Source organism: Thalassovita taeanensis (assembly GCF_900110775.1).
In the GTDB taxonomy this organism is placed as follows: Bacteria; Pseudomonadota; Alphaproteobacteria; order Rhodobacterales; family Rhodobacteraceae; genus Litorimicrobium; species Litorimicrobium taeanense.
The window spans coordinates 1-25,132 of record NZ_FOEP01000008.1 but is presented as its reverse complement, the minus strand read 5'-3'; the positions used below and the strand labels follow the sequence as shown (position 1 = coordinate 25,132).

At 61.1% G+C, this 25,132-nt stretch carries 28 protein-coding genes; 6 read left to right on the top strand and 22 right to left on the bottom strand.

Annotated elements, in window-relative coordinates; translation table 11 throughout:
* Nucleotides 1–134: 134 nt before the first annotated feature.
* The 11 genes from BSF79_RS11925 to BSF79_RS11875 form a co-directional block, all read right to left on the bottom strand.
* Entirely contained in the window at nt 135–602 is a 468-nt protein-coding gene (locus BSF79_RS11925) for a phospholipase D-like domain-containing protein (RefSeq protein ID WP_090270111.1), read from the bottom strand.
* Between the two features lie 5 nt (nt 603–607).
* Complete coding sequence (locus BSF79_RS11920; protein WP_090270110.1) at nt 608–1,297, bottom strand: phospholipase D-like domain-containing protein; 690 nt, start codon at nt 1,295–1,297, stop codon at nt 608–610.
* Nucleotides 1,298–1,403: 106 nt separating this feature from the next.
* The gene (locus BSF79_RS11915; protein WP_009820162.1) at nt 1,404–2,384 is read right to left on the bottom strand and encodes an NAD(P)/FAD-dependent oxidoreductase; all 981 of its coding nucleotides are present in this window, start codon (nt 2,382–2,384) and stop codon (nt 1,404–1,406) included.
* A 60-nt stretch (nt 2,385–2,444) separates the two neighbouring features.
* Nucleotides 2,445–3,122 carry a CBS domain-containing protein gene (locus BSF79_RS11910; RefSeq protein ID WP_245776391.1) on the bottom strand — a complete coding sequence of 226 codons (678 nt, stop codon included), beginning with the start codon at nt 3,120–3,122 and terminating at the stop codon, nt 2,445–2,447.
* Between the two features lie 57 nt (nt 3,123–3,179).
* Nucleotides 3,180–3,782, bottom strand: a complete 603-nt coding sequence (petA, locus tag BSF79_RS11905) for a ubiquinol-cytochrome c reductase iron-sulfur subunit (protein WP_009820164.1) — start codon at nt 3,780–3,782, stop codon at nt 3,180–3,182.
* The gene (gene fabI, locus BSF79_RS11900; RefSeq protein WP_009820165.1) at nt 3,779–4,621 is read right to left on the bottom strand and encodes an enoyl-ACP reductase FabI; all 843 of its coding nucleotides are present in this window, start codon (nt 4,619–4,621) and stop codon (nt 3,779–3,781) included. Before fabI ends, petA begins: the two co-directional genes overlap by 4 nt.
* The gene (locus BSF79_RS11895; protein WP_040652282.1) at nt 4,614–4,793 is read right to left on the bottom strand and encodes a hypothetical protein; all 180 of its coding nucleotides are present in this window, start codon (nt 4,791–4,793) and stop codon (nt 4,614–4,616) included. Before BSF79_RS11895 ends, fabI begins: the two co-directional genes overlap by 8 nt.
* Nucleotides 4,794–4,799: 6 nt before the next feature.
* Nucleotides 4,800–6,566 (bottom strand): DUF3141 domain-containing protein, encoded by a 1,767-nt coding sequence (locus BSF79_RS11890; RefSeq protein WP_090270109.1) that lies wholly within the window; start codon nt 6,564–6,566, stop codon nt 4,800–4,802.
* Nucleotides 6,559–6,891 carry a hypothetical protein gene (locus BSF79_RS11885; RefSeq protein ID WP_040652284.1) on the bottom strand — a complete coding sequence of 111 codons (333 nt, stop codon included), beginning with the start codon at nt 6,889–6,891 and terminating at the stop codon, nt 6,559–6,561. Before BSF79_RS11885 ends, BSF79_RS11890 begins: the two co-directional genes overlap by 8 nt.
* Before the next feature lie 91 nt (nt 6,892–6,982).
* The gene (locus BSF79_RS11880) at nt 6,983–7,609 is read right to left on the bottom strand and encodes an RNA polymerase sigma factor (protein ID WP_009820168.1); all 627 of its coding nucleotides are present in this window, start codon (nt 7,607–7,609) and stop codon (nt 6,983–6,985) included.
* A gap of 231 nt (nt 7,610–7,840) precedes the next feature.
* Nucleotides 7,841–8,695, bottom strand: a complete 855-nt coding sequence (locus BSF79_RS11875; protein ID WP_245776390.1) for a DMT family transporter — start codon at nt 8,693–8,695, stop codon at nt 7,841–7,843.
* On the opposite strand from BSF79_RS11875, the gene BSF79_RS19780 reads away from it, so the two are divergent.
* From BSF79_RS19780 to BSF79_RS11860, 4 genes are all read left to right on the top strand, one after another.
* Nucleotides 8,694–8,945: a hypothetical protein gene (locus tag BSF79_RS19780; protein WP_175545317.1), complete on the top strand. Its 252-nt coding sequence runs from the start codon at nt 8,694–8,696 to the stop codon at nt 8,943–8,945. The two genes, BSF79_RS11875 and BSF79_RS19780, sit on opposite strands and share 2 nt — an antisense overlap.
* A 41-nt stretch (nt 8,946–8,986) precedes the next feature.
* Nucleotides 8,987–9,655 carry an RNA polymerase sigma factor gene (locus tag BSF79_RS11870; protein ID WP_008282897.1) on the top strand — a complete coding sequence of 223 codons (669 nt, stop codon included), beginning with the start codon at nt 8,987–8,989 and terminating at the stop codon, nt 9,653–9,655.
* A gap of 242 nt (nt 9,656–9,897) precedes the next feature.
* Nucleotides 9,898–11,238 carry an SAM-dependent methyltransferase gene (locus tag BSF79_RS11865; RefSeq protein ID WP_245776389.1) on the top strand — a complete coding sequence of 447 codons (1,341 nt, stop codon included), beginning with the start codon at nt 9,898–9,900 and terminating at the stop codon, nt 11,236–11,238.
* Nucleotides 11,239–11,243: 5 nt separating this feature from the next.
* Nucleotides 11,244–12,278 carry a type II glyceraldehyde-3-phosphate dehydrogenase gene (locus BSF79_RS11860; protein ID WP_198134965.1) on the top strand — a complete coding sequence of 345 codons (1,035 nt, stop codon included), beginning with the start codon at nt 11,244–11,246 and terminating at the stop codon, nt 12,276–12,278.
* Between the two features lie 46 nt (nt 12,279–12,324).
* On the opposite strand, the gene BSF79_RS11855 is transcribed toward BSF79_RS11860, so the two are convergent.
* Genes BSF79_RS11855 through BSF79_RS11830 form a run of 6 tightly spaced genes read right to left on the bottom strand, consistent with a single transcriptional unit; the run spans nt 12,325 to nt 20,137 of the window.
* Entirely contained in the window at nt 12,325–13,095 is a 771-nt protein-coding gene (locus BSF79_RS11855; protein WP_009820173.1) for an SDR family NAD(P)-dependent oxidoreductase, read from the bottom strand.
* An 18-nt stretch (nt 13,096–13,113) separates the two neighbouring features.
* Nucleotides 13,114–14,025, bottom strand: a complete 912-nt coding sequence (arcC, locus tag BSF79_RS11850) for a carbamate kinase (protein WP_009820174.1) — start codon at nt 14,023–14,025, stop codon at nt 13,114–13,116.
* A gap of 2 nt (nt 14,026–14,027) precedes the next feature.
* Nucleotides 14,028–15,029 carry an ornithine carbamoyltransferase gene (gene argF / locus BSF79_RS11845; RefSeq protein WP_009820175.1) on the bottom strand — a complete coding sequence of 334 codons (1,002 nt, stop codon included), beginning with the start codon at nt 15,027–15,029 and terminating at the stop codon, nt 14,028–14,030.
* Nucleotides 15,030–15,052: 23 nt separating this feature from the next.
* Nucleotides 15,053–16,282 carry an arginine deiminase gene (locus BSF79_RS11840; protein WP_009820176.1) on the bottom strand — a complete coding sequence of 410 codons (1,230 nt, stop codon included), beginning with the start codon at nt 16,280–16,282 and terminating at the stop codon, nt 15,053–15,055.
* Between the two features lie 23 nt (nt 16,283–16,305).
* Nucleotides 16,306–17,754 (bottom strand): YfcC family protein, encoded by a 1,449-nt coding sequence (locus BSF79_RS11835; RefSeq protein ID WP_009820177.1) that lies wholly within the window; start codon nt 17,752–17,754, stop codon nt 16,306–16,308.
* 16 nt (nt 17,755–17,770) lie between these two features.
* Nucleotides 17,771–20,137, bottom strand: coding sequence for a heavy metal translocating P-type ATPase (locus BSF79_RS11830; RefSeq protein WP_009820178.1), 2,367 nt, complete (start codon nt 20,135–20,137; stop codon nt 17,771–17,773).
* A gap of 356 nt (nt 20,138–20,493) precedes the next feature.
* Between BSF79_RS11830 and BSF79_RS11825 the strand changes: the two genes are divergently transcribed.
* Nucleotides 20,494–21,180 carry a DUF6629 family protein gene (locus BSF79_RS11825; protein WP_009820179.1) on the top strand — a complete coding sequence of 229 codons (687 nt, stop codon included), beginning with the start codon at nt 20,494–20,496 and terminating at the stop codon, nt 21,178–21,180.
* Nucleotides 21,181–21,226: 46 nt separating this feature from the next.
* On the opposite strand, the gene BSF79_RS11820 is transcribed toward BSF79_RS11825, so the two are convergent.
* The 5 genes from BSF79_RS11820 to BSF79_RS11800 form a co-directional block, all read right to left on the bottom strand.
* A complete protein-coding gene (locus BSF79_RS11820) occupies nt 21,227–21,790 on the bottom strand; it encodes an RNA polymerase sigma factor (protein WP_009820180.1) in 564 nt (187 codons plus the stop codon).
* A gap of 31 nt (nt 21,791–21,821) precedes the next feature.
* Nucleotides 21,822–22,745 (bottom strand): prolipoprotein diacylglyceryl transferase, encoded by a 924-nt coding sequence (gene lgt / locus BSF79_RS11815; RefSeq protein ID WP_090270106.1) that lies wholly within the window; start codon nt 22,743–22,745, stop codon nt 21,822–21,824.
* Nucleotides 22,746–22,841: 96 nt separating this feature from the next.
* Nucleotides 22,842–23,528 carry a TVP38/TMEM64 family protein gene (locus tag BSF79_RS11810; RefSeq protein WP_009820182.1) on the bottom strand — a complete coding sequence of 229 codons (687 nt, stop codon included), beginning with the start codon at nt 23,526–23,528 and terminating at the stop codon, nt 22,842–22,844.
* Between the two features lie 38 nt (nt 23,529–23,566).
* On the bottom strand, nt 23,567–23,953 hold the full coding sequence (locus BSF79_RS11805; protein ID WP_009820183.1) for a DUF302 domain-containing protein: 387 nt from the start codon (nt 23,951–23,953) through the stop codon (nt 23,567–23,569).
* 147 nt (nt 23,954–24,100) lie between these two features.
* Nucleotides 24,101–24,658 carry an EF-hand domain-containing protein gene (locus tag BSF79_RS11800; RefSeq protein WP_245776388.1) on the bottom strand — a complete coding sequence of 186 codons (558 nt, stop codon included), beginning with the start codon at nt 24,656–24,658 and terminating at the stop codon, nt 24,101–24,103.
* A 198-nt stretch (nt 24,659–24,856) separates the two neighbouring features.
* On the opposite strand from BSF79_RS11800, the gene BSF79_RS11795 reads away from it, so the two are divergent.
* Nucleotides 24,857–25,132 (top strand): response regulator (locus tag BSF79_RS11795; protein ID WP_139246434.1); only part of this gene is annotated, 276 nt, incomplete at its 3' end.

The following is a 25,132-nucleotide window of genomic DNA, read 5'->3' as shown; positions in this document are numbered from 1 at the left end:
GCATTACAGAAATTGGCAACCTGTCGGTCTTCGTTAGTACAGGAGCAAGTGTATCGCTCTGCCGTAGGAAGGCGTCGATATTGCAGACAGAGTTACTGCATCCCGGCAGGCTGTCGGCTGACCGGTGCCATAGGTTACAGCAGCCGCCGCGCGGCCCATCCGATCACCTCGAAACCTCGCGCGCGCCAGCCGCGGGAATGCCAAGCCCGAAGAGTGACTTCGCGGGCATCCGAAAGATCTTGCAGATATTGGGCCTGCAACTGCCCTGCCAGCACGCGGTCATGTGCGACCAGAACCAGCTCCTGATTGACGAACAGGCTTCGGTAGTCGAGGTTAGCTGACCCGATGATCGACCAGCCTGTATCGACGACCGACGTCTTGGCATGCAATGGACGGGGCAGATACTCGTAGACCCTCACGCCCGCCGAGAGAAGCTGCGCATATGCCGCCCGCGTCGCCCAGCCAGCGACCATAGGATCGCTCGTGCGAGGCACCAGCAGACGGACGTCCACGCCGCGACGCGCGGCATCCTGCAGCGCCCGGTCGACCACGGTGCCCGGACCGAAATAGGGCGACGTCAGATAAACGCAGGTCTGTGCCATCCCGATCAGTCCGCGTGCAGACAGGCAAGCCTCTTTTGACACTTGCGCGAATAGCTCGGCACCAGCAGTCCTTCGCTTGCGTCGGCCTCTTCGGGAATGGCGTTTGCCGGAAGCGGGCGGGCGTCCCGCCAGAGCCGGTCGAAGTGGCTTTCGGCAAGCGTCGCCAACGGCCCCGGGACACGCACATGTGTATCGCGCTGGCGAGTCTCGCCGTGAAGCCGGCGCGAGTTCAACCGTCGGATGTTGAAACCGCCAAGGAACGCTTCCCGGCCGTCCAATATGAGAAGCTTGCGGTGGTTGCGTTGAAAATATCGCAGCGGGTGTCGGAGATCAAAGGGACGAAACCAGCGAAACCGCACGCCGCTGCGTTCCAGTTCCCGCCGAAACTTGTCGAAATTCCGCTGGCCGGCACCGAAAGCGTCGAGATGCAACCGCACGTCAAGCCCGGTTCGCGCTTTGGCTGCGAGCAAGGCGACAAAACGCGCCCCGACTTCGTCGGCGGCAAAGATGTAGGATTCCATCCAGATCGTTTCGGTCGCGCCCTCTATCGCCGCGAGCATCGCATCGAAAAGAGCATCTCCCTCGACGAACAGCTGGAAAGCGCCCCGCCCTTCGCCCAGATTTGGCACACAGATCGCTTGCCGGGCCTGCGGCAACGTCACGGAATTTTGACGAGGTGCGTGCGAGCTGCTCATGATCGCGGCTTACCGCCCCACCGGTCCAGTCGCAACATCGGCGTCACGAAGCCGACGCTATGCTTGGAACGCGAATTCGCAGGGAGGCACATCCGTCAGGTGTCCGCTACTTCATGCGCGCCGTACTGGCACCAGACACAAATGCAGTTGTTGTGGCTGCAACTTCGATCCTGCAAAGGGTTGCGATAGCGAAATCGGGCGAGCGGCAGCAGCAGGCGCTTAGGCAATGACAGCCGGTAGGCCTGGCCCAAGGCGTCGTTCGTGTCGTTTGATCCCAGCTTTCCGACCAGGTAGTCGATCCCGCGAGGCCCGCGTGTTCGCCGATCACCGGGTTTCTGCCCTGCATCGCGGTGCGCGGCAATCGGACATTCCCGAAACCCCCGAAGCCTCTCGGTCTTTGCATTTGCAGCCCGGCGTGACGTTCGAAATATGCCACCGTCGCGGCAAGATATTTTGCCTGATCGCGAAAGCCCGAGAACATGCAACTGGCCACCGTGCCGCGCCCCTGACGCACGAGCAGATAGGCGTAGCCTTTCGGGGCAATCTCCGCCCCGAACGCCAGCCACGTGCCATCGGCCATGGTCGTGTCAAAGACGTAGCCCACGGCGATGATATCGGCCCGCCGCGGCCCGCCTGCCAGGATCATATTGCCGGCGGTTCTCTTCACGCGATCATTGAATCGCACCTCTACCCCCGCCGTACGCGCCTGATCCAGCAAGGCCCTGTCGAGCGTTCCCGCTGCATTGCCGCACCGCAACAGGTAGAACAGGGGTTTCGATCCATGCACCCGGTGCGCTGTGGCGCGGCTATCAAAGACGACGCCTTCCGTCACGCCAAGATGATCGAAATCCGCGGCGACCCCTGCCTCCGCCAACTCGCCCAGAACGTTCCCGGCGGCGGTCCAGTTTTCAAGGCCTTGAAAGTCGTCGTGGAACCGATGGCCGACATCTTCGTGCCACTCTCGCACCACGACCCGACGATTGGCCTTGGCCAAAACGATTGCACAGACCAGACCTGCGGGACCGGCCCCGACGATTTCAATCGTTTTGTCTTCAGGGTCGGCGGCACCTGGCGTTAGCGCCATCATACGAACCCTCCTCGATGCGATCGACGTCCTGACAGGCCGGGTTTATCTGCGCAATGTGAGTCAGATCCCGTAAGCCCAGGCCGGCAGTCGTCCCATATGGACCTCAACCATCCTGACACCGGGCACGTTTTCGACGGCAACCCGGATCGCATTCTCCTCGAAATCGCTGTCGGCGACACCCCAGACGGCGACATTCCCCTTGTCCACCGTGTAGTTGATGAGGTTGACCGCTGCACCGGGCACTTCTTTCAGAGCCTCTTCAATCTTCGCACGCAGCACGCGGTCGTCCTCCGACGGCTCCGGCAGCGCCCCATCCTGAAGCGCCGACAAGGCGTGGAGCAGGTTCGCACGGCTGACGATGCCGACCACTTTGTCGGATCTCACCACCGGCACGCGCTTGATCCGGTGCTTTTCCAGAAGACGCGCGATTTCCGCGACATTCGTATCCTCTTCTACCGAAACCACATCCCTTGTCATCACGTCTTCGACCCGGTGGCTTTTGAACTTCACGAAATCCTGTGCGGATTCGCTTGCCCCGCCAAGCACCTCGAGCCACCATGACCGGCGTGGTCCGTCTGTTTCGCGGACACGCCGCATGAGGTCGCCTTCGCTGACAAGTCCCTTGAGGTCGCCCTCGGCGTCAACGACGGGCAGCGCGCTGATATTGTGGTCGAGCATCAAGCGTACCGCGTCCTCGATTTGTCCCTCCAGCGGGACCGAGATCACCGATGTTGTCATGATATCCCTGGCTTGCATGTCATAGTCTCCTTCTTGAATTTTGGCTGGTTCAGCACGTCAGGTGCCGATAACGAGTTGCAGGTCGTCGCCCAGATCGTAAGGTGGGATGTCGAGGTTGCGTGGGGCCGGCCCCTTCCGGATCCGGCCCGAGGTATCGTAATGCGATCCGTGGCACGGGCAGAACCAACCGCCGAACTCGCCCACCGCCGACCCATCCTGCCCCAGCGGAATGCACCCCAGATGGGTGCAGACACCGATGACGATCAGCCATTCGCCATCCTCGCCCGCCGCGCGGTTTTCATCCAGCGCTGGCTCTTCACTACTTGCGTTCGGATTCTCGACTGCTTCGTCAACAGGATCGGGAAGCTGGTCGAGATCGACGGCTCGTGCAGCCTCAATTGCGGCTGGTGACCGGCGCCAGACGAAGACCGGGCGCCCCTGCCATTTCACGGTAATACGTTGACCCGGTTCGACGCCGGAAAGATCAACCCTGACCGTGCCGGACGCGGTCACGTCGGCCGAGGGGTTCATCGAATTGATCAACGGCCAGACCGCCGCGCCTGCGGCAACCGCGCCGGTTGAGGCCGTTGCATAATACAGGAAATCGCGGCGCTCTGTTGCGGGTAATTGATCGGTTTCGTCACTGGTCTGGCGCATCATGATTCCTCCGATTTAGAGTTCATCTCGGCTGCGGCGACAGGGCTTTCGACGTGAACACCCGCATCGACATGCAGCACCTCGCCCGTGATGCCGCCGGTATAGTCGCTGGCGAACAGCAGGGCGGCGCGGCCCACCTCGTCGGCCGTGACGTTGCGCCGCAATGGGGCAACTCGCGCGGTCGCGTCCAGAAGACCCGCAAAGCCGGTCAACCCGGACGCCGCGCGGGTCATCACGGGTCCCGCCGAAATGGCGTTGACGCGGATGTTCGATGGCCCGAGTTCGTGGGCCAGATAGCGCACCGTGGCCTCAAGCGCCGCCTTCACCGGCCCCATCACGTTGTAATTCTCCACCACACGTTCGCCGCCGAGATAACTGAGCGTGATGAGGCTGCCGCTGCCTCTCATCAGGGGCTCAGCCAGATGCGCCATGCGGATCAGCGAATGGACGGACACATGCATCGCTTGGGAAAATCCTGCAGCCGAACAGTCAGTCAGGCGGCCATGAAGGTCGCGGGGCGGCACGCTGCCCACGGCATGAAGGATGAAATCCAATTTTCCCCAGCGGTCCGTGATGGCGTCGAAGACAGCGTCGAGATCGTGCGGCGCATTCACGTCACAGGGCAGCAGGATCGGCGCTTCGAGACGTGCAGCTAATGGCACCACATGAGGTTTGGTGCGCTCATCGACATAGGTGATGGCGAGCTCGGCACCCGCTTGACGGAAATGCAGGGCAGCAGGCCACGCCAGACTGCGATCATTGGCGATGCCGACAACCAGACCTTTCCGGCCGGACAGATCAAGCAGTTCCGCAGGATCGCAGCATTCGGCGAAGTCAGGCATCTTTGGACGTTGCCTCGGTATCGGCGGAAGCTTCGGTCTTCTTGTCGTGCGCACCATGACGCTTGGTCGACTTGCCATGTTCGTGTCCGCCATGTCCGTGCCCGAAAAGGTGCATTGCGGCCATTCCGCCGAAGACGAGAACCAAAACCCAGTTTTCAAAAAGCCATTCCATAATTGTTCATTCCTTTTTTGATGAGGCCGACGGTTTTTCCGCCTGTGTGGTTGCTGCGGCGAACGGGAAATTGCCGAACATCGCGCCAAAGACATGGGTGATCCAGGCATCGCGTCCCTTGCGCCATGCGCCTATACCCTCGCCGGTGCGCGCCGACAGCGCACGCTCGGCCACGATCGCGGGGTGGTCGTCCGGCAATGGTGAGCGCGTCTCGCGCAGCGTTTCGGCGGTGGACTTGATCAGGGCCATCCACGGGTTCACCTGTTCGGAGAACATCGTTCTGGTCCAGCGCATGGGGTGCAGCGCACGGAGCGCCTCAGCGCTGGCCGGGGTCGTCGCGGCGCGGATCCAAGGACTGACGAAAGTCGAATAGACCGCCTCGTTGATCCGCGATATCTGCGCCACTTGTTTCAAGGCCGCATCGTCCGATGCAATGCCCAGATCATCGACCTCGCGCGGTTCGAATCGCACCTCAAAATCGCCGGTCTCGCAGTCCGGGTCACCCGACGGGTTGTCGATCACCATCTCGTAGAGACCCGGGGAAAGGGCCTCGACATCGTCCAGGCTTTCCAGAATCGCACGATGCTGGAGCCGCGCGACGGAGCCGGAGACGAAGATGCCCAGATGCCCGACACGCGGATGCGTCATATAGACGATGCGCTGCCCGGCTGCCTTGAGCGCATCGGTATCGGGATAAAGCTTGCCAATCCACCCCATTGCCTGTTCGGGCGGCGTGATGTTGTCACCGTCCGAGGCGAAGATGATCAGCGGATTGCTGATGCGCTTAAGATCGACGGTGCAATGCGCATCCAGCTGCATCTCGCCCTGTTCCAGCCGGTTGCCGATGAACAGGTTCTGCGTGATGCCGAGGATTTCCTCGCGGCTGAGCGTGTAGTAGCCATTCCACCAGCGTTCGAACTCAAGGAACCGCTCGCGTTCGGTGTCGGCATGGGCAAAGAGGTTCGCGTATTTGTCCCAGATCGCCTTTTCGGGTTGCAAGGTCTCAAAATTCTGTGCCAGCCAGGCACCGTCGAACCGCCCGTCCCCCAGATCGGAGATCATATGGGCGGCCCATGCCCCGCCCGACAGTGCGCCCATCATCCGCATCGGGCTGCTTGCCGCCTCGCCCGACCAGTAGCTGAGCGGCGAGCCGTTCAGTACAATCGGACCGGTCAGACCGTCGCAATCCGCCGCCAGCAGCGTGGCCGCCCAACCGGCCTGGCAATTGCCGTAGAGCACGGGGCCTGTGTCCGGGTGACGGCGAGCGACCTCGGAGACGAAGTCGCGCAAGGCATAATGCACATCCGACAGCGTCTGACCTGGCATGGGCTCGGGGTAGAAGATCACGAAATAGACCGGATGGCCCTCGTGCATCGCCATGCCGACCTCGCTGTCGCGCTTGAAGCCGCCGATACCGGGCCCGTGCCCGGCGCGCGGATCAATGACGATCACGGGCGGCTTGGCCTCGTCCACGCAATCGTCCCAGCAATCGTCGCCGACCCGCGTGATCCTGAGCAGCGCGTAGTTGGCCGACCGCTCAAAGGTGCGTGCGTCCAGCAGCAGTTCGTAATCGAAATCCAGTAGCGGCGGCATGCCCTGCCGCTCATGCGCGATCATGTTGTCGGCGCGTTCACCCAGCGTGTCGAGAAACAGCATCCAGCGTTCAAAGGCGTCTTGAGCATAGGAAACGTGAGTGCCTATCTTCGCGTCATCGGAGGCAGCTGCGGGGGGGTGCTCCGGCGCCACAGTTGCAAGGCGCAAGCTCTTATTCATCGCTGATTTCCTTCTCATAGTTGGTCTTTGCGGGCGGTCTCTTCGCATCCAGCAGACGCACGCAATCCTTCGCCCCATCCTCGCGCAGACCGGGAAGGAGATAGGTCGCATCGCCAGGTGCAATGCCCAGTGCGATTGCCGCAAGTGTCCGGGGTTGTTTCATCACTTCCACACGGTTGAACAACGCGCGCGCCATCGGGGCATCTGCGTACGCGGAGGTCTCGGCACATGCGCAGGTCATCCGGGAAAAAAAGACGCGAAGATCGTCATCGGATGATGGTTGACGGGGTACTCCCGAGTTCCAATCCGACGTGATACGTGGCATGTTCAATTTCTCCTGCGGTTGTGCCTTCGGGCAGACTCACAGAAGAAGACGCTGGATCATGGAAATCGTTACAGACCCGACTTCGCTGCGATCAGGATAGTTGTCCCTCTTCTTCGCAATCAGTCTCGTGTTTGTCGTTCTCGCAGCCCTCCGGCGGACAGTAACAATCGTCCCGGTCCTCTTGGCAGCACTTGCCGCAATGCGTTGTAAGCGCCTCGCGCAAAGCAGTGCGTGCCCGGTGTAGCCGGACACCAAGTGCGTTGCGGTTAAGCCGCAGATCGGCTGCCACGCTTTCGCGATCTTCTTCGCCGAAATCGATGCGCCGGATCAGTTCGGCATCCGCCGGGCGCAGTTCGGAAATCAGCCCGCCATGGCAGGTGCACAGCCGCGCCATCTGTGAGGGCGCATCGGCAATCCATTCCTCTGGTTCACGCGCCGCCGCCGCCGCCAGCCGACTACGCCGGGTCCCTTTGCGGTAGTGATCGTTCAAAGTGGACCGCAGGATTGTGTAGAGCCACGGATCCATTCGTTCGACCTCTCGGAGCTGATCCTTGCGTGACAGCACGCGGATGCAGAAGTCTTGCAGGACATCCTCTGCATCTGCGCGGTTGCCAAGCCGTTTGACCAGAAATCCCATAAACGCTCCGCGCCCGTCCAACAGGGCGCGCTCCGGCGAAGCGTCGGGCACATCGGGCTTGCCACTGTCTTGCGATGCCATGATGTCTCTGCCCTTTCCAAGAGGTTTGCGAAGGTGCGATCAGCGCCGATACAGCGCTGATTCGAGCATTGTCTCTCTAACGTACAATGCGCGCAGTCATTCTAAGAACAATTTGCCTCTCCGCGCGTCACTCTGAATAAGCAACACACATTCGTATCGAAGCGAACAGGCTTTCGACGAAGACAATAGCCAAAACGACCGTTAGAAAACAGGTTAACAGGTTGTCCTGTATTATCGACCTTGAGACCGCCGTGCTCCCTTAAGATTGACGAACACGATCCCCAAAATGACCAGCGCAATACCGGAAAATTGAATCCCGGACAGGCGTTCCCCGAAAAACAAGGCACCAATTGAAAGACCGAAGATTGGAACAAGAAAGCTGAACACAATCGCCCGGTTCAGCTCAACTGCCTCCAGCACGGAAAACCAGAGCCAATACACCAGCGCTGAGCCGAACAGGGCCAGCCCCAAAAGCGATGCCGTGAAGACCGCGTTCCATTGAATGGCGTTTTGATCTTCCAGCGCGAGGGCTGCCAACCCAAGTGGCACGCTGCCGATGAGCAACTGTAACCCCATTGCGAAAAGCCCGTCCACTTTGCCGGCGACGGACTTGATGGCCACGTTGCTGATGGTCACCCCAACCGCGGCCAAAACGATATAGGCGAAACCGATGGCCGACCCCTCTTGACCTCCATCGAGCAAATGCGGCAGCGCGATCACGAGGATTCCCATGAATCCGATCGAAAGGCCGACCCTACCGACCTTGGGCAGCCTCTCGCCAAGCCATGCAACACCCAGTATCGTGGCCAGCAGCGGCTGCGCGTTTGCGATGACCGTGGCGAGGCCCGGAGACACGAATTCTGCTGCATGAAACATGCCCAGAAATCCCAAACTTGTCGCACCAATCCCGACGATCCCCAAGGTCAACCACGTGCGCCAACCGCGCGGGAATGGTCTACGCAAAATCATGGCCAGCCCCACTAGAGTTGCTCCGGCCAGAACTGCGCGCATTGTCGCAAAAGTCAGATGCGGCGAGTATTGCAGCCCTGCCGTGATCAAAGGAAAGCACGCCGCCCACAGGAACATGGCCAAAACGATTTTGGTTATGACAGTCGGCGACATCGAGATTTCCTTTCCAAGTCAGACGTGGCAGGAATTGGAGAAATTTTCCGATGTGCCAACTCAGGGGCGAAGTAAGAAGACGCTGCGGCAGCCGAAACCTTACGCATTCCTGGGCATACGCGTGTTGGCCCGGGTTCCAAAAGACCGCGCCTGTGCATACCCAACAGCAAAACCACCAACAATCAGGTCACCCGAAGCACCCGAAAAAGTGTAACGTTCTCGATGGTTCGGCGTCTTACTTTTCAGAGGTGTATCATGAATCACGACCCGAATGATCGGTTATCCACAGCAGATCAGCCCAACACAGCCGCCAAGGATGCGGACATCGCTGTCCGTCGCTCGCTGGTGGAAGGTCGGCAGCATATCCTGAATTTCCTGCGTCGGCGACTGGGAGATCCGGAGGCAGCCGAGGATGTCCTGCAAACGTTCATGCTGCGCGCCATTGACCGCTCCGAGCAACTTCGCGATGTGCGCGCCGTTCGTGGCTGGCTCGGCCAGATTCTGGCGTCGTCCATCGCCGACTACGGTCGCAAGGTTTCGCGAAGGCGCCAGAGGGAGGTAGTCATGGCCCCAACCGACCTGGACAGCGTCCAAAACGGGTTCGACGAAGAACTCGACGAGGCGATATGCAATTGTCTGTACAAGCTGTTGCCGACGCTCAGACCGGAATATGCCGAAGTAATCTGGCGCGTCGATCTTCAGGAGCAGCCGCGCGATGCTGTCGCCAAAGACCTTGGCATCACCTTGAACAACATCACGGTCCGCCTTCACCGGGGTCGGCAGGCGTTGAAGACAAGGTTGGAACAGATGTGCCTGACCTGCCCGGTTCATGGCTTTCTCGATTGCGATTGCGACGCAGCGGAAAAGGCCCGCGCTCGTTTTCAAGCGATGAAGGACGACGCCGGAGCGAAAACGACGGACTGAGCCCCGATGTGCTGGCCCTCTCTCACCGGCGTGTCTGCAATTCACGGATCGCGTTCTATTGTCCGCCAGCGAGGACACGCCGATCCGTTTTCCAAGGGTTCCGCCTACGCACGCCTGTGCACCGCGGGCACCGTGTCGGCAGGCCGCTGCGCTGTAATGAACCTTGTCATCTTTCGTCTGTTTTATCAGAAAGCGGCGGTTGACGCCGCCTGCCGACAAAAAACAAGACGGAGCAAGCGATCATGTCCAATAGCGAAACCTCTCCCGACGAACGCTTTGAACAAGAAGGTAGCCGGATTGAAACCGGACGTCTCGCACCGGGACGGGCGGCCATGTGGTTGCTCGCCAAATCGCTGCGACGCCTCGTTCAAAACGGACGCCTCACCATCTACGATCCCTGCGGCCAGACGTGGCATTTCGGCCCCGGCGGCGAACCCGCCGTTTCCGTCCGTTTGACCGAAAAGGTGCTGCCTGTGCAACTTCTGGTGAACCCCAGCATTGCACTTGGCGAGGCTTATATGGACGGGACGCTGCGCATTGAAACTGGCAGCCTGCGCGACCTCCTCTCGATCTGCATGACCGACATAGATACTATCGACGCATTGCCTGGCAGACGATTGACCCGCTGGCTGGACGCATTCCTGAGCCGCAGGCTGCATCATAATCCGATCAGCCGGTCTCACGCGAACGTGGCGCATCACTACGATATCTCGACCGAACTCTACGACCTTTTTCTGGATGCGGATCGACAATACTCCTGCGCCTACTTCCCGACCGGGACCGAAACGTTGGACGAGGCCCAGGCCTTTAAGAAAAAGCACATCGCGGCAAAGCTGTTGATGCGACCTGGTCTGGAGGTTCTCGACATCGGCTCGGGCTGGGGCGGGCTGGCGATGGAGCTTGCCCAGCAACACGAGGCGCGCGTGACCGGGCTCAGCCTCTCGGCCGAACAGATTGCCGCTGCCCGCGAACGTGCCCAGCAAACCGGCCTGTTTGATCGGGTGGCCTTTGAACGGCGCGATTACCGCGAAGAGCATGGGCTATACGATCGCGTCGTGTCCGTAGGTATGTTCGAGCATGTGGGCCGCAGCGGATTCGATGCGTTTTTTACCACCCTTCAGCGCGTTCTCAGGCCCGATGGGGTCGCTCTTGTTCATGCGATCGGCAGGATGGCGCCCAAAGGCGGGAGCGATCCCTGGCTCCGCAAATACATCTTCCCCGGGGGCTATCTGCCCACGCTGTCCGAAACCATCGCGGCAGCAGAGCGTGCGGGGATGTGGGTCACGGATGTTGAGGTCCTGCGGTTGCATTACGCCGAGACGCTGCGACACTGGTCCGAACGGTTCGCCGCCGAGCGCGAGACTGCGCGCATGATTTACGACGAGCGGTTCTGCCGTATGTGGGAATTCTATCTGGCTGTCTGCGAAATGGCGTTCCGGAACGGGCGGTTGATGGTCTTCCAGATCCAGCTTGCCAAGCGCCGTGATGCGGTCCCGCTGACCCGCGACTATATTGCCAAGGTCGAGGCAGGCGAAACCGCCTGGGATATTTCGACCGGCACAGAATTCACGAGAGCGGGATGACTGACATGAAACCTATCAGAGTTGCCGTAAACGGATACGGCGTGATCGGCAAACGTGTGGCAGACGCAGTGGTCGCACAAGAGGACATGGACCTCGTTGGCGTGGCGGACGTCACCTCCGACTGGCGCGCCCGCATGGCGCGCGCGAAGGGTTTCGCGCTTTATGCCGCCGACCCGGATCGCGCCCTGGCCATGCGAGAGGCCGGCCTGGACGTGGCCGGAGCGCTCAACGACATGCTTGCTACCGCCGACATCGTGGTGGACTGCACGCCAAAAAAAGTAGCCGCGCGCAATGTGGAAACCTACCGCGAAAGAGGCATCCGCTTCATCGTTCATGGCGGCGAAAAACACGAGGTGACCGGCCATTCCTTTGTTGCCGAAGCGAACTATGCAAGCGCGCTTGGCCGCGACAGCACCCGCGTGGTGTCCTGCAACACGACGTCGATCGTCCGCACCCTCACAGCGCTGAACGTTGCGGGGCTTCTTGGCTCAGCGCGCGGAACGCTCCTGCGGCGCGCCACCGACCCGTGGGAAAGCCATCTGGGTGGAATCATGAACACGCTTGTGCCCGAACCCGATATTCCCAGCCATCAGGGCCCGGATGCACAAAGCGTCGATCCCGATCTCGACGTGATCACGATGGCCGTGAAGGTGCCGCAGACCCTTGCCCATCTGCATTATTGGTCGGTCAGGATGCCGCGCAAGGCGTCCAAAGACGAGGTACTGGAAGCGTTCCGCGCCTCCTCCCGCATCGCGTTGATCCGGATGGCGGACGGGCTGGGCGCACTTAACGCGGTCAAGGAGATGATGGCCGATTTCGGGCGTCCCAACGACAGCCTCTATGAGGTGGCTCTGTGGGAGGACATGCTCAAGGTCGAGGGCGACGAATTGTTCTATGCCTACATGGTCGACAACCAGGCCATCGTGATCCCCGAAACCATCGACGCGATCCGTGCCCTGACGGAAGCCGAGCGAGACGGATCGGCGTCGATTGCGCGTACGAACGCGGCGCTTGGGGTCGGGACATTTACGGCGACCTGACAGCCCCCTAGCAACAGGTTCCAAACCCATACGGGCAGAGACCCGATCAGCCCGCCGACATGCCCCCGTCGATGGGATACTGCGCTCCCGTGATGAAGGCGGACTCGTCGGAGGCGAGGAACAGGACCAGATTGGCGATTTCTATGCTTTCACCATAGCGACCCAGCGGAATCGTGCCGGCAAGCTGTTGCTTCACTTCGTCGCCGTGGCCGGGATTGAACCCTTCCTCCAGCGACCGCATCATCCGCGTGTTGACCGGCGAGGGATGCACCGAGTTGACACGCACGTTGTGGCCTGCGACCTCTATCGCGGCGGCGCGCGTCAAACCGACAACGGCATGTTTCGACGTGATATAGGGCGCGACGTTCGGGCTGCCCTTGAGGCCCGCGATCGACGACATGTTGATCACGCTGCCCGATTGCTGCCCAGTCATCACGGGCAAGACATGCTGCAACCCAAGGAAAGCGCCGCGCACATTAACCGCCATCACGCGGTCGAAATCCTCGATCTTCTGATCGACCAGCGGAGCGACCATGCCTTCGACTCCGGCGTTGTTGAAGAACACGTCGATGCGCCCGAACTTCTCGACGGTCTGCGCGACGTATCTTTTGCAATCTTCGACCGATGAGACGTCGGCGGCGATTGTCAGCAGGTCATCCGGATTGCCCAGATCCCCCGCAGCATCCGACAGGTCGTCAACGTGGAGGTCCACAAGCGCGACCTTGGCCCCCTCACTCAAGAAAAGCCGGGCGGTTTCCAGACCGATGCCTGCCGCACCGCCGGTGATCAGGGCGACTTTATCTTCCAGACGTTTCATGGATCGTCCTCCTTGGTTTCATGTGTTTGCGATCATCGTCCCTGCGCGACCTTCCAGCATGGCCAGCGCATCTTCCAGCCGACCTACGCAGGCGAAACGGTCGCGATCGGATACGAAAGTCGCGGCGGCGGCCACCTTCGGCGCCATCGACCCGTCCGGCAGGTCCAGACGCACTGCGTCCTCCGGCGACACCTGCCTTATAGCCGATTGCGCGTCGGTGCCGAAGTCGCGGAACACGGCCTCGACGTCAGTCAGCAGCAACAGCGCGTCGGCGTTCAGCTTGTGTGCCAGAAGCGCCGTCGCGTGATCCTTGTCGATCACCGCCTCGACCCCGATCAGCGAACCGTCGGCACGCCGGACGACCGGAATGCCACCGCCGCCTGCGCAGATCAGCGTCACGTCCTGCTCGAGCAGCAGTTCCAGCACCTTCAGGTCGGGAATGCCACTCGGCATCGGCGACGGCACCACGCGGCGCCAATGCGCGCCATCCGCAGCAATGCTCCACCCCCGCGCCTGCGCGAGCCGTTCGGCTTCCGCCTTGTCATAGACCGGGCCGATGAACTTGGTGGGCTTGGCGAAGGCCGGGTCTTTGGGATCGACCTCGATCTGGGTCAGCAGGGTCGCGACCGGGCGGTCATGGCCCAGGGCGTTTTCAAGCGCCTGCTCGATCATGTAACCGATCATGCCATCGGTTTCCGCCCCCAGCACATCCAGCGGGAACACTGCATCGGGTTTGTAGGCCGCACCCTGCAATGCAAGCAGGCCGATTTGCGGCCCGTTGCCGTGGGTGACGACCAGCCGGTGTCCGGCCTTGATGATCTGCGCCAGCGAGGCAGCCGCGGTGGCGACGTTCTCGCGCTGCGCCTTGGCGGTCAGCGGCTCGCCACGGCGCAACAATGCATTGCCCCCCAATGCGGCGACAACCAGCACCGCTAGTTGCCCAGCGTGGCGACGAGCACCGCCTTAATCGTGTGCAGCCGGTTCTCGGCCTGATCGAACACGATGGAGGCCGGGCTTTCGAACACCTCTTCGGTGACTTCCATCGCCGTGATGCCGAATTCCTCTTCGATACCGGCGCCGACTTCGGTCTCGGCATTGTGGAAGGCGGGCAGGCAATGCATGAACTTGGCCCTCGGATTGCCGGTTTTGGCCATCACATCGGAATTCACCTGATAGGGCGTCAGCAGCTCGATCCGTTCCGCCCATTTTTCCTTGGGCTCACCCATCGACACCCAGACATCGGTATAGACGAAATCGACGTCTTTCACCGCGGCGTCCACATCCTCGGTGATCGTGATCCGCGCGCCGGTCTGCACGGCGACGTCATCGGCCTCGTCGCGGATCGCCTGGCCCGGCCACAGGCTTTCGGGCGCGCACAGGCGCACATCCATGCCCATCTTCGCCCCGCCGATCAGCAGGCTGTCACCCATGTTGTTGCCCGCATCGCCCATGAAGCAATAGGCGATCTCGCGCAGCGGCTTGTCGGAATGTTCCTGCATGGTCAGGAAGTCGGCAAGGATCTGCGTCGGGTGGAATTCGTCCGTCAGCCCGTTATAGACGGGCACGCCAGCGTATTGCGCCAGCGTCTCGACGATAGGGTGACCAAATCCGCGATATTCGATCGCGTCATAGACCCGGCCTAGCACGCGCGCGGTGTCCTTGACGGTTTCCTTCTTGCCCAGATGCGACCCCGAGGGGCCAAGATAGGTCACATGCGCGCCCTGATCGTGGGCCGCCACCTCAAAGCCGACGCGGGTGCGGGTGCTGTCCTTCTCGAAGATCAGGGCGATTTCCTTGCCGGTCAGGCGCGGAATTTCGGTGCCGGCGTATTTCGCCGCCTTCAGGTCGGCGGAGAGTTTCAGCAAGAAGCTGATTTCCTGCGGCGTGAAGTCGCGCAGGGCCAGGAAATGGCGGTTTCTCAGATTGTAGGACATGGGATTTCCTTATCGTCGGTGGTTCAGATTGCGTCGCGGATCGTCGGGCAACTCATGCAGTGGCTGCCGCCCCTGCCCCGGCCCAGTTCGGCACCGGGGATGGCCAGCACCTCGATCCCGGCCTCCTTCAGTGCGGCGTTGGTGTCGTCGTTGCGGTCATAGCCGATGACGACGCCGGGGCGCAGCGCCAGCACGTTGTTGCCATCATTCCACTGTTCGCGCGATTGCTCCGCGGCGTCGGCCCCGCCGGTGGGCACTAGATGCAGTTTCTTGTGGCCCAGAATTTCAGCGGTGATCTCGAATATGTGGCGCGCATCCCGGCGGATATCGAGCGCGGCCTTGCCCTGACCAGGGCGCAGGTCATAGCAGGTGATCGCATCCGCCACCTCCTTGAAAGTGGTCACCACATCGCCCCCGCAATGGGTGAAAACGGTGTCCAGATGCATCGCCGCGCGCGAACTGGGCATCTGGCAGGCGATCACCCGCGTCACGTCGCCACCCTCGAACAGCGCCTCGGCCAGTTGGCCCACCGCCTGCGGGGTCGATCGTTCGCCCATGCCGACCATGACGACACCGTGCCCGATGGGCATGATGTCGCCGCCTTCCACCGTAGCAGTCCCGAATTCCCGCGTCGGATCGCCGAACCAGACCCGCACTCGATCCGCGAATGTCGGATAAAACCGGTAGACTGCTGCCATCAGCAGCGTTTCGGGCCGCCGTGCCGCGAAATGCATCGGGTTCAGGCTCACGCCGCCATAGACCCAAGCTGAATTGTCGCGGGTAAAGATGAAATTTGGCAGCGGCGGCAGCACGAAACCGTGCGGGCCAAGGTAGCTGCCGAACATGCCGGAGGGCGTGAAGGGCAGATCGTCCACCCGGATGCCGCCGACCAGCAAACGGGCCAGTTCCGTGCCGGGCAGACCCTCCATCCAGGCACGCAAGTCGTCCCGCATCCCCACGCCGACGTCATTTCGGGTGATGCGGTGGTCGAGAACCCAGGCGCGCGCGTCGGAAATGTCCAGCGTCTCACCCAGCAGCGCCATCGCATCCAACACCTCGACCCCTTCGCCGCGCATGATATCGGCAAAGACGGCGTGATCCTTGATCGCCTGTTTGACCCAGAACACATCGTCGAACAGCAGGTCTTCGCGGTTGTCCGGTGTCAGACGGCGATGCGCCAGGCCGGGTGGCGATACGATCACCTGCCGCAATGTGCCGGCTTCGGAATGAACGCCCAATTTCGGTTCAGACATCTGGAATGCCTCCTTCTTTCTAATCAGAGAATGGCGGCCAGGCTGATCCCGGCCGAGATGAAGACGACGAGGATCAGCAGCAGGGGCCAGACGAAGACGACCCAGCGGTCGAACGACACGCGCCCGATGGCCAGACCGCCGATCACAACCGCAGAGGTGGGCGTGATCAGATTCACGAGCCCGCTCGCCGATTGATAGGCCGTCACCACGAGGTCACGGCCGACCCCCGCGAAATCCCCCAAAGGGGCAAGGATCGGCATCGACAGGACGGCCAGGCCGGACGACGACGGCACGAGAAAGCTCATCCCGATCTCGATCCAAAGCATCAGGTTGATGAACGCGACTTCCGGCAGGCCGCCGAGGGTATCGGCGGCACTATTCAGGATCGTGTCGGCAATCAGGCCCTGCTCCATGATCACCACGATGCCGCGCGCCAGACCGATCACCAGCGCAACTCCCAGAAGATCCTTCGCTCCGTCGACAAAGGACGACGTTAGCTTCTTCTCCCCCATGCGGGCGACCAGCCCGACGACGATGGCCATGCCGAAGAACAGCGCGCCCATCCGAGCCATCCACCATCCCTGGCTCGAGACACCCCAAATCATTACCGCAAAGGTCGCAAAAAACAGGATCAGGACCAGCTTCTGAGTTCCGCTCAGCTTCGGCTCCTCGAACGTTGCATCCGTCTCGTTCAGAAAAAACTGCCGGTCGCTGTCGCGTTGCGCAGCGACGACGGACCGGGCCGGGTCGGCCTTAACCTTCGAGGCATAGCGCATGACGTAGGCCACGCAGATCGCGAGGCCGCCCAACAGAAGGACCAGCCGCAGCGCAATACCATCCGTGAACGGGATGCCTGCCGCGTTAGACGCGATCACCGTGGCGAAGGGGTTGATTGTCGATCCCAGCGTGCCGATCCCGGCACCGATCAGGATGATCGCCACGCCGGTCACGGAATCGTAGCCCGCCGCGATCACCACCGGGATCAGAAGCGCGTAAAAGGCCAGCGTTTCCTCGGCCATGCCATAGGTCGTGCCGCCCAGGGCAAAGAGCGACATCAGGATCGGGATCATCCAGATCTCGCGCCCCTTCAGCCGCACCATCGCCGTCTGGATGCCGGTGTCGATGGCATTCGTGGCATTCACCACGCCCAGAAAGCCGCCCAAAAGCAGTACGAACAGCGCCACGTCGATGGCATTTGCGGCATAGCTGTCGGGATCATAAAACCCCGCCACCGGTGCCAGCATGACGTCGATGACCCCCTGTGGATTGGGCTCGACCGTTTGATACGTACCCGGCACGGCGATCTCGCGCCCGACCTCTTCGTTCATGGCGCGGTCATATTGGCCCGCAGGAATAATCCAGGTCAGCGCCGCGACAACAATGATGAGCCCGAACAGGATGGAATAGGCGGTGGGAAACCGCGCCGCCATGCCCTGCCCGTCCGGTGTCTTGGTCGATGATGTGTCAGACATCTCAAGTCCCCCTTCTTCAATGTGATTTCTGCGAGTTTCCGGCGTGAAGCGGCACCTGGCCTGCCTGCGCATCGCCCTGACCGCCGCCGCTGGCGGACCCACTCTTGCCCGCACCAATACCTTCCAGCCGCGTTCGTTTCAGCAGCAGCGCGTTGACCGCCACCAGCGCGGAGCTGCCCGACATGGCAAGTGCTGCCACGGCGGGGCTGATGATCAACGGATAGAACACCCCTGCCGCCATCGGAAAGGCGACCACGTTGTAAGCCACGGCCCAGAACAGGTTCTGGTGCATCTTGCGCAAGGTGGCGCGCGACAACTCGATGGCCCCCACGACATCGTAGGGATCGCTTTTCATCAGCACGACATCGGCGCTTTCCATCGCCACATCCGTACCCGCACCGATGGCAAATCCGACATCGGCCTGGGTCAGCGCGGGTGCGTCGTTGACGCCGTCGCCGACCATGCCGACCTTCTTGCCCTGGGCCTGAAGCTCTTTCACCTTCTCGGCCTTCTGGCCCGGCAGCACGTCGGCCAGCACCATGTCGATGCCCAGCTCGCCCGCGATGCGGCGCGCCGTGCCTTCGTTGTCGCCGGTCAGCATCGCCACCTCGACGCCGCGTTCGCGCAGCTTGGCCACGGCGGCCATCGCACTTGGACGCGGCGCATCAGCGATGGCGATCAGGCCCAGCATCCGTCCGCCCTGCGCCACATGCACAACCGTGCGGCCCTCGCCCTTCAGGCGCTCGGCCTCCGCCGTCAGGGTGCCGACGTCGATACCCTCCTCGTCCATCAGGCGCCGATTGCCTACCAGCACGGTCTTGCCTGCGACTTCGGCGCGCGCGCCGCGGCCTTCGAGGTTGAGAAACTCGGCCATCTGCGGGACGTCGAGGTCCGCAGCGCGTTCGACAATGGCGAGCGCCAGCGGGTGGTCCGAGCCGCGATCGACGGCCGCCGCAGCCCGCAGCGCGCCATCCTCCGCGCCGCCTTCGGCGGCAACGACCTCGACCACGCGCGGTTCGCCCATGGTCAACGTGCCGGTCTTGTCGAAGATGATCACGTCAAGCTTGGTCGCGTCTTCCAGCGCACCGGCATTCTTGAACAGGATACCGTGCTGCGCCCCTAACCCTGTGCCCACCATCACCGCCATCGGCGTAGCAAGCCCAAGCGCGTCCGGGCAGGCGATGACGAAGACGGTGATCGTCAGCGTCAGCGCGAACAAAAGTGGAGAGCCGATCCACCAGAACCAGACCGCGAAGGTTGCAAGCCCGATCACGATGGCGATCAGCACCAGCCATTGTGAGGCTTTGTCGGCCAGAAGCTGGGCGGGTGCCTTGGAGTTCTGCGCCTCCTGCACCAGCTTGACGATCTGCGCCAGCGCGGTGTCGGCCCCGACCTTGGTGGCGCGGTACCGGAAACTGCCGCTCTTGTTAATGGTGGCGCCGATCACGGTGTCGCCGACGGCCTTGTTGACCGGCATGGACTCGCCTGTCAGCATGGATTCGTCGACCAGCGACGCGCCTTCGACAACCTCGCCATCCACCGGGATCTTGTTGCCGGGCCGGATCAGCACGATCTCGCCCTCAAGGACTTCGGAGGTAGGCACCTCGACGTCTTGCCCATCGCGGATAACGGTCGCCATCGGCGGTGCAAGATCGAGCAGTGCGCGGATTGCAGCAGACGCCCCGGCCCGCGCGCGCATCTCCAGCCAGTGACCCAACAGGATGAACACCAGCAGCACCGCCACCGCCTCGTAGAATTGCACGCCCGGAAAGAAGAAGGTAGACCCGACACTGAACACATAACCGGTGCCAACCGACAGCACGACCAGCACCGCCATGTTCAGGATGCCGTTGCGCAAGGCGCGCCAGGCGGCGACGAAGAACGGCCAGCTCGGCCAGATTATCGCGGCACTACCCAAGAAGAACAGCCACAGATCCAGTTCCAGACCGAAGGGCGGCGCGGGTGGCGTGAACAGGCCACCCATTGGCGAATAAGTGAAGATCGGGATGGTGAACAGCAGCGCCACCCAGAAGCGATTGCGCATGTCGCGGACCATGCTGGCCATGTCCATGCCACCGCCGTGGCCCATCTCGTGCGCCATCGCGTCGTGGCCAGCCGGGGCCTCCGCGCCAGACATTTGATGGTCGGCGTGGCAGACATGGTTCGGAACCCGCTCCCCGGCGCAGTGGAATCCGCAGGCCTCAACCGTGTTGCGCAGCTCTTCCTCGCCCACTGCCGTCTCATCGTAGTGGACTGTCACGCTTGCCGATGCCGGGTTCGCTTCGGCGCTGTGCACGCCGCCGAGAGCTGACAAATGGCGTTCGACCGCGAGATGATCGAGTTCCTCGAACAGCCCGCGGACCTCAAGGGTCAATGATTTCATGTTGGCTCCTGTTCACTTTCCTTGCGATCGAGAACGACCGTTTGGTGAATAGACGTTGCCGGTCTCCAAACCTTACAGTTCCATCCGAAAGGCATTGATTTGCATGAAAGCCACTGGCGATTCCTCAACTCGGCAATTCGAATACTTTGCCGACGGGGCGCGCCAAGTCTCCGCAGAGGCCTCGTGCTCAGGGAGGTAATCGCGACTGAGCTGCGCCCGCGACCGTCCCATCGCAATGGGTGGTCAGCGGCGCCGATAGGACTCCCATAATGAGCCGGTTGCTTTTCAACGCCCAGTTTGTGCCTTAGGTTTGCACTTTGGGCCGTCCCAAAAAAAATTGTCGGAGAAAGAATTCCATGTGCTTGTCCGCGCAAGTCAGCTTTGCCGCCAGCGTTTTTCTTGTTGGCGGCGGCACGGCCATTTCAATTGTGGCGTGGCGGCGAAACAAACGGTATCTTCCGCTTGCCCTGATGCCGCTTTTTGCCGGACTGCAACAGCTTACCGAGGGTTTTGTCTGGGTCGGCATGAACGGAAACGATCCCCTGACGGTCTTATGGGGAGCTATGGGGTTCATTTTTTTCACCTGGTTCATGTGGCCGATCTGGGTGCCATACTCGGTCTACGTTCTGGAACCGGACGACAGCCCTCGGAAGCGGTTGTTCCGCCTCATGGCGTTGATCGGACTGGCCTTCGGTCTTTTGCTTTACATCCCGCACGGGCTGAACAGCAGCATGGTCGTGGTCGAGATCAACAACCAGTCGCTGGCCTATGAAAAATCAATGTGGCTTGATTACATGATGCCACGCTGGCTGACCAATACGATCTATGTGACCCTTATCACCCTGCCGCCAGCGCTGTCGCATTACAAACATATGCGCCATTTCGCCCTGACGCTGGTGGCGGTGATCGTGATCGATATCGCCTTTCTGCAGTTTGCCTACATTTCGTTTTTCTGCCTGCTGGCGGGGCTCGCAACGCTGCATCTGGTGTACATCATTTTGACCAACAAATGCGCCCGTGAATGCCCTGAATTGTTCGCCTGATTCCGTCGCCTAGCTTTGCTTGTCGCAGTAGGGGATCGCTTCGGCGCTAGACTGGGCAGTAGCAATCATCGGGATCCTCCAGGCAGCAGGCTCCACAATGGTATTGGATCGCCTCGCGCAGAGCAGCGCGCGCCCTGTGCAGCCGAACGCCAAGGGCATTGCGGTTCAACCCCATATCGGCGGCCACGATTTTCCGGTCCTCTTCACCGAAATCGATCCGCCGGATCAATTTGGCATCAACGGTACGAAGCTCGGTAAGCAGCCTGCTCGGACAAGTGCAGGGCCGCGCCATCTGCACCGGCGCATCGGCAACCAACTGATGTGGGTCTCGTGCGACAGCTACGGCCAAGCGGCTGCGCCGAGTGGCTTTGCGAAAATGATCGTTCATGGTGGACCGGAGGATCGCGTATAGCCATGCATCCATGCGTTCCACGTCGCGAAGCTGATCCTTGCGAGTCAGCACCCGAATGCAGAACTCTTGGAAAACGTCCTCGGAATCCGCGCGGTTGCCGAGCCGTTTCGCGAGGAAGCCGAGAAACGCTTTTCGGCCTTCGACCAGTGCGTTCTCGGTCGCTGTTCCACTGTATTGTTCTTCCACATTGCTGTTCATTCGAGTTCCTCCTTTTCTTGGCTCCACTTAATCACACGACGGTATTTGGCCTCTGGTCGGCTGCGCTTCCGAAGTGACTGAAGGAGTAAAAAATCAGAGCCAGTCCTGTCACGATCATCGGCGCGGAAAGCACTTGACCCATCGTCAGCCCCCATTCGCCGAAATGAAGCGCGTGACCGATCGGATTCTCGGCGGTCACGAACTGCATGTCCGGCTGCCGGAACAGTTCCACGAAGCTTCTGGCAAGGCCGTACCCAGTAAGGAAAACCCCGGTCAGAGCACCGGGAGCCTTCAGCCAGCTGCGGCGCCAGGCGAGATAGAGCAGGAGTGTTCCGAGCAGCAGCCCTTCCAGAAGCGCCTCGTATAGCTGCGAAGGGTGTCGGGCGCAGAGCCCGGTGATGCCGTCACAGACTTGCGCCGCCTCGCCCGGAAAGATTATCGCCCAAGGAACGTCCGTAGGCCGCCCCCAAAGCTCGTTGTTGGTGAAATTCGCCAGCCGTCCCAGAAACAGCCCCGGCGGAGTTGCCAGCGCAAGCAGGTCTGCGGTGCTGAGCAGGGATCTTTTCTGACGAAGACAGAATATCAGCGCCGCAATCCCTGCACCCGCAAAACCGCCGTGGAACGACATGCCGCCCTGCCACACCTTGAGGATTTCCAGCGGGTTGGCCAGGTAATAGCCGGGCTGATAAAACAGCACGAAACCCAGGCGCCCACCCACGATCACGCCCAGTATGATCCATGTCAGAAGGTTCTCGATCTGCTCGCGATCAAGTGGCGGACCGGCCGGGGGCCAGAGTGCCGGGCGGTTGACGGCGGCCAAACAGATGCGCCATCCGATGAGGATTCCGATGATATAGGCCAGCGCGTACCAGCGCAGCGCGAATGTGAAACTGCCGATTTCGATCGAGAACAGATCGGTTCCGATGTCCGGAAATGGTATCGCTGCGGTCAACATTGAGGGAGTCCCTGTTCTTTGCTTTGGAACCGAAAACCGAAATTCCCCTGGCGCTCATTCCATGGTGCTAGTTTCAGAAGATGGTGTGCGTCATGATCAGTCATGGCGTAATCTACATCTTTGCCAGTCCCTGACGCCGATGAAGACGAGCGGGGTCAGGGTCAGAGCGCCCAGTCCGATTGCAGCCCAGGCAGCACGGGAGGTGTCTCCGCTGACGGCTTCGTTGCCGAAATGCGCGAGTACGAAACTGGCAGGAATAATTCCGGCTAACGTGGCCAGTCCGAAGCGCCAGAAATGCAGTCGGCTGAGCCCCGCTGCATAGCTGACGATATCGAACGAAACGAACGGTAACAGCCGACTGATAAAAACCGTGAATGTCAGCGCGTTCTGAGAGCCAAGCCAGCCAGCATCGACCTTATCGCCAAACCATTGCCGCAATACGTCCCGACCCAAAAACCGGGCGAGAACGAAGGCTGCAAGAGCGCCGAATTCGGCACCGAGAACGATGTAAACTGTTCCGACGGTGTGGCCGTAGGCCGCGCCTGCAGCCAGTGCGATGGGTGCACTTGGGATCGGCGTGGCCACGATCGCTATCGTCATCAGTCCGACGACTAAAATTGGCCCCCAGATACCTGCAGCCATGACCCAAGCAGAGATCCTGTCGCCGTTCAGGCGGGTCAGGGTGTCGGGCAGCGGTCCGAACGCAAGGACCAGCAAGGCCGCCGCGAATGCCAGCGCGATGGCGGTCTTGACGGTTGGTGTGAGCGTATTGTTACGGTTCATCTGCGCCTCATGTCAGGTCAAGGGCATCGAGAGAGACTTCAGGCCGCGTCCAAAGCGGCCCGGAGCAAATCGCGGACTTGACCGGCGACCGAGTGCAACTCGGCGTTCTCTACCGCTTGCATCGACGCCACCGGGTCAATGGCGCTGATTTCGGTGCCTCCGTTTACCTGGCGCAAAATGACGTTGCAGGGCAGCATCGCGCCGATGCGCGGCTCGATTTCGATGGCCTTGTGGGCCATGCCCGGATTGCAGGCACCAAGAATGCGATAGGGCGGCATCTCCACACCCAGTTTCTCGTGCATGGTCGCCTTCACGTCGATTTCGGTCAGCACACCGAAACCCTTTTCTGCCAATGCGTCGCGAACAAGCATTTCGGCGTCGTCCACCGCGACATCTTTCAAAACGCGATCATAGGTATAGGCCATTTGGATTTTCTCCCTTTCGGTTTTTCTGTGGTTGCTAGTCATTGCCTGGATTTGGCAAATCCGGCTGCGGTCTGACGTTGGCGTCAGGATGTCTTGCGGATCCGACGCTTGGGAAGGCGGCGCCAGTCAGAACTGGCGCCGAACCTCTCAATTGTTGTTCATCATGTCTCCGTCGCCCATGACCTGGCCATTGCCGGGCTGACCCTGCGACTGCGCCATGTTCGACCGCATCATCTGCATCCGTTCCATCATTTCGGCAGGCGCCACCATCTCTTCCGCCGTCACCGCGCCGTCACCGTCGGCATCGAGGTGCTGGAATCGGTCCACCATCATCTCGCGGATCATCGCGCTGTGAAGCGTTTCGAACTCTGCAATCGAGAGGGAGCCGTCGCCATCGCTGTCATGTTCGGCAAGCTTGGCCTGCAGCTGCGTGCGCATCTCTTCAGGAGTGACCTTGCCGTCGCCATCAGCGTCCAGCATCTTCATCATGCCTCCGCCCATCGGGCCCATACCGCCCATCATGCCGCCGCCCATCATGTTGCCATGCATGCGCTGCATCATATCCATCATTCCATCCATGCCCTCCATCATGCCCATCATGCCGGGGGCACCTCCTTGCGCGGCACCGGGTCCGGATTTTCCGCCATGTCCGTGGTGGGACTCCGCGAATGCTGCACCGCCAAGGACGGTTGCAGTGAGGGTCATTGCAGCGAGTAGAGTATTGCGTTTCATTTAGGTCACCTCGTGTCAGTGTTGCGATACAGAACATATGGCAGATATCTCTCGCTACGGAATGCCGACAACCCAGTCGTTTTGTATCGGCAGGTCACAATCGCGGTGCCTGTTACAATTCGTGACAAATCTCTTGGGAAGAACACGCGGCATTCATCTAAAGGAAGGGTCATGAACGAACCGCCACACATTCTTGTCGTCGATGACCACCGCGAAATCCGCGATGCCGTGACGCGCTACCTGGAAAAGAACGGGATGCGCGCAACGTCCGCGCGCGACGCGGTCGACATGGATGCGAAGCTTGCGAACGGCAAGTACGACCTCATCGTCCTCGATGTCATGATGCCGGGGGAAGATGGTCTTTCCGTGTGCCGCCGACTTTCGGCAAGTGGATCCGTTCCGATCCTGATGTTGACCGCGCTCGGGGAGGAAACCGACCGGATTGTT

Bases quoted from the DNA above. Each gene is read 5' to 3' on its own strand.
- BSF79_RS11925 (WP_090270111.1), bottom strand. From the start codon at position 602: ATGGCACAGACCTGCGTTTATCTGACGTCGCCCTATTTCGGTCCGGGC.
- BSF79_RS11920 (WP_090270110.1), bottom strand. From the start codon at position 1,297: ATGAGCAGCTCGCACGCACCTCGTCAAAATTCCGTGACGTTGCCGCAG.
- BSF79_RS11915 (WP_009820162.1), bottom strand. From the start codon at position 2,384: ATGATGGCGCTAACGCCAGGTGCCGCCGACCCTGAAGACAAAACGATT.
- BSF79_RS11910 (WP_245776391.1), bottom strand. From the start codon at position 3,122: ATGACAACATCGGTGATCTCGGTCCCGCTGGAGGGACAAATCGAGGAC.
- petA (WP_009820164.1), bottom strand. From the start codon at position 3,782: ATGATGCGCCAGACCAGTGACGAAACCGATCAATTACCCGCAACAGAG.
- fabI (WP_009820165.1), bottom strand. From the start codon at position 4,621: ATGCCTGACTTCGCCGAATGCTGCGATCCTGCGGAACTGCTTGATCTG.
- BSF79_RS11895 (WP_040652282.1), bottom strand. From the start codon at position 4,793: ATGGAATGGCTTTTTGAAAACTGGGTTTTGGTTCTCGTCTTCGGCGGA.
- BSF79_RS11890 (WP_090270109.1), bottom strand. From the start codon at position 6,566: ATGAATAAGAGCTTGCGCCTTGCAACTGTGGCGCCGGAGCACCCCCCC.
- BSF79_RS11885 (WP_040652284.1), bottom strand. From the start codon at position 6,891: ATGCCACGTATCACGTCGGATTGGAACTCGGGAGTACCCCGTCAACCA.
- BSF79_RS11880 (WP_009820168.1), bottom strand. From the start codon at position 7,609: ATGGCATCGCAAGACAGTGGCAAGCCCGATGTGCCCGACGCTTCGCCG.
- BSF79_RS19780 (WP_175545317.1), top strand. From the start codon at position 8,694: ATGGCCAAAACGATTTTGGTTATGACAGTCGGCGACATCGAGATTTCC.
- BSF79_RS11875 (WP_245776390.1), bottom strand. From the start codon at position 8,695: ATGTTCCTGTGGGCGGCGTGCTTTCCTTTGATCACGGCAGGGCTGCAA.
- BSF79_RS11870 (WP_008282897.1), top strand. From the start codon at position 8,987: ATGAATCACGACCCGAATGATCGGTTATCCACAGCAGATCAGCCCAAC.
- BSF79_RS11865 (WP_245776389.1), top strand. From the start codon at position 9,898: ATGTCCAATAGCGAAACCTCTCCCGACGAACGCTTTGAACAAGAAGGT.
- BSF79_RS11860 (WP_198134965.1), top strand. From the start codon at position 11,244: ATGAAACCTATCAGAGTTGCCGTAAACGGATACGGCGTGATCGGCAAA.
- BSF79_RS11855 (WP_009820173.1), bottom strand. From the start codon at position 13,095: ATGAAACGTCTGGAAGATAAAGTCGCCCTGATCACCGGCGGTGCGGCA.
- argF (WP_009820175.1), bottom strand. From the start codon at position 15,029: ATGTCCTACAATCTGAGAAACCGCCATTTCCTGGCCCTGCGCGACTTC.
- BSF79_RS11840 (WP_009820176.1), bottom strand. From the start codon at position 16,282: ATGTCTGAACCGAAATTGGGCGTTCATTCCGAAGCCGGCACATTGCGG.
- BSF79_RS11835 (WP_009820177.1), bottom strand. From the start codon at position 17,754: ATGTCTGACACATCATCGACCAAGACACCGGACGGGCAGGGCATGGCG.
- BSF79_RS11830 (WP_009820178.1), bottom strand. From the start codon at position 20,137: ATGAAATCATTGACCCTTGAGGTCCGCGGGCTGTTCGAGGAACTCGAT.
- BSF79_RS11825 (WP_009820179.1), top strand. From the start codon at position 20,494: ATGTGCTTGTCCGCGCAAGTCAGCTTTGCCGCCAGCGTTTTTCTTGTT.
- BSF79_RS11820 (WP_009820180.1), bottom strand. From the start codon at position 21,790: ATGAACAGCAATGTGGAAGAACAATACAGTGGAACAGCGACCGAGAAC.
- lgt (WP_090270106.1), bottom strand. From the start codon at position 22,745: ATGTTGACCGCAGCGATACCATTTCCGGACATCGGAACCGATCTGTTC.
- BSF79_RS11810 (WP_009820182.1), bottom strand. From the start codon at position 23,528: ATGAACCGTAACAATACGCTCACACCAACCGTCAAGACCGCCATCGCG.
- BSF79_RS11805 (WP_009820183.1), bottom strand. From the start codon at position 23,953: ATGGCCTATACCTATGATCGCGTTTTGAAAGATGTCGCGGTGGACGAC.
- BSF79_RS11800 (WP_245776388.1), bottom strand. From the start codon at position 24,658: ATGACCCTCACTGCAACCGTCCTTGGCGGTGCAGCATTCGCGGAGTCC.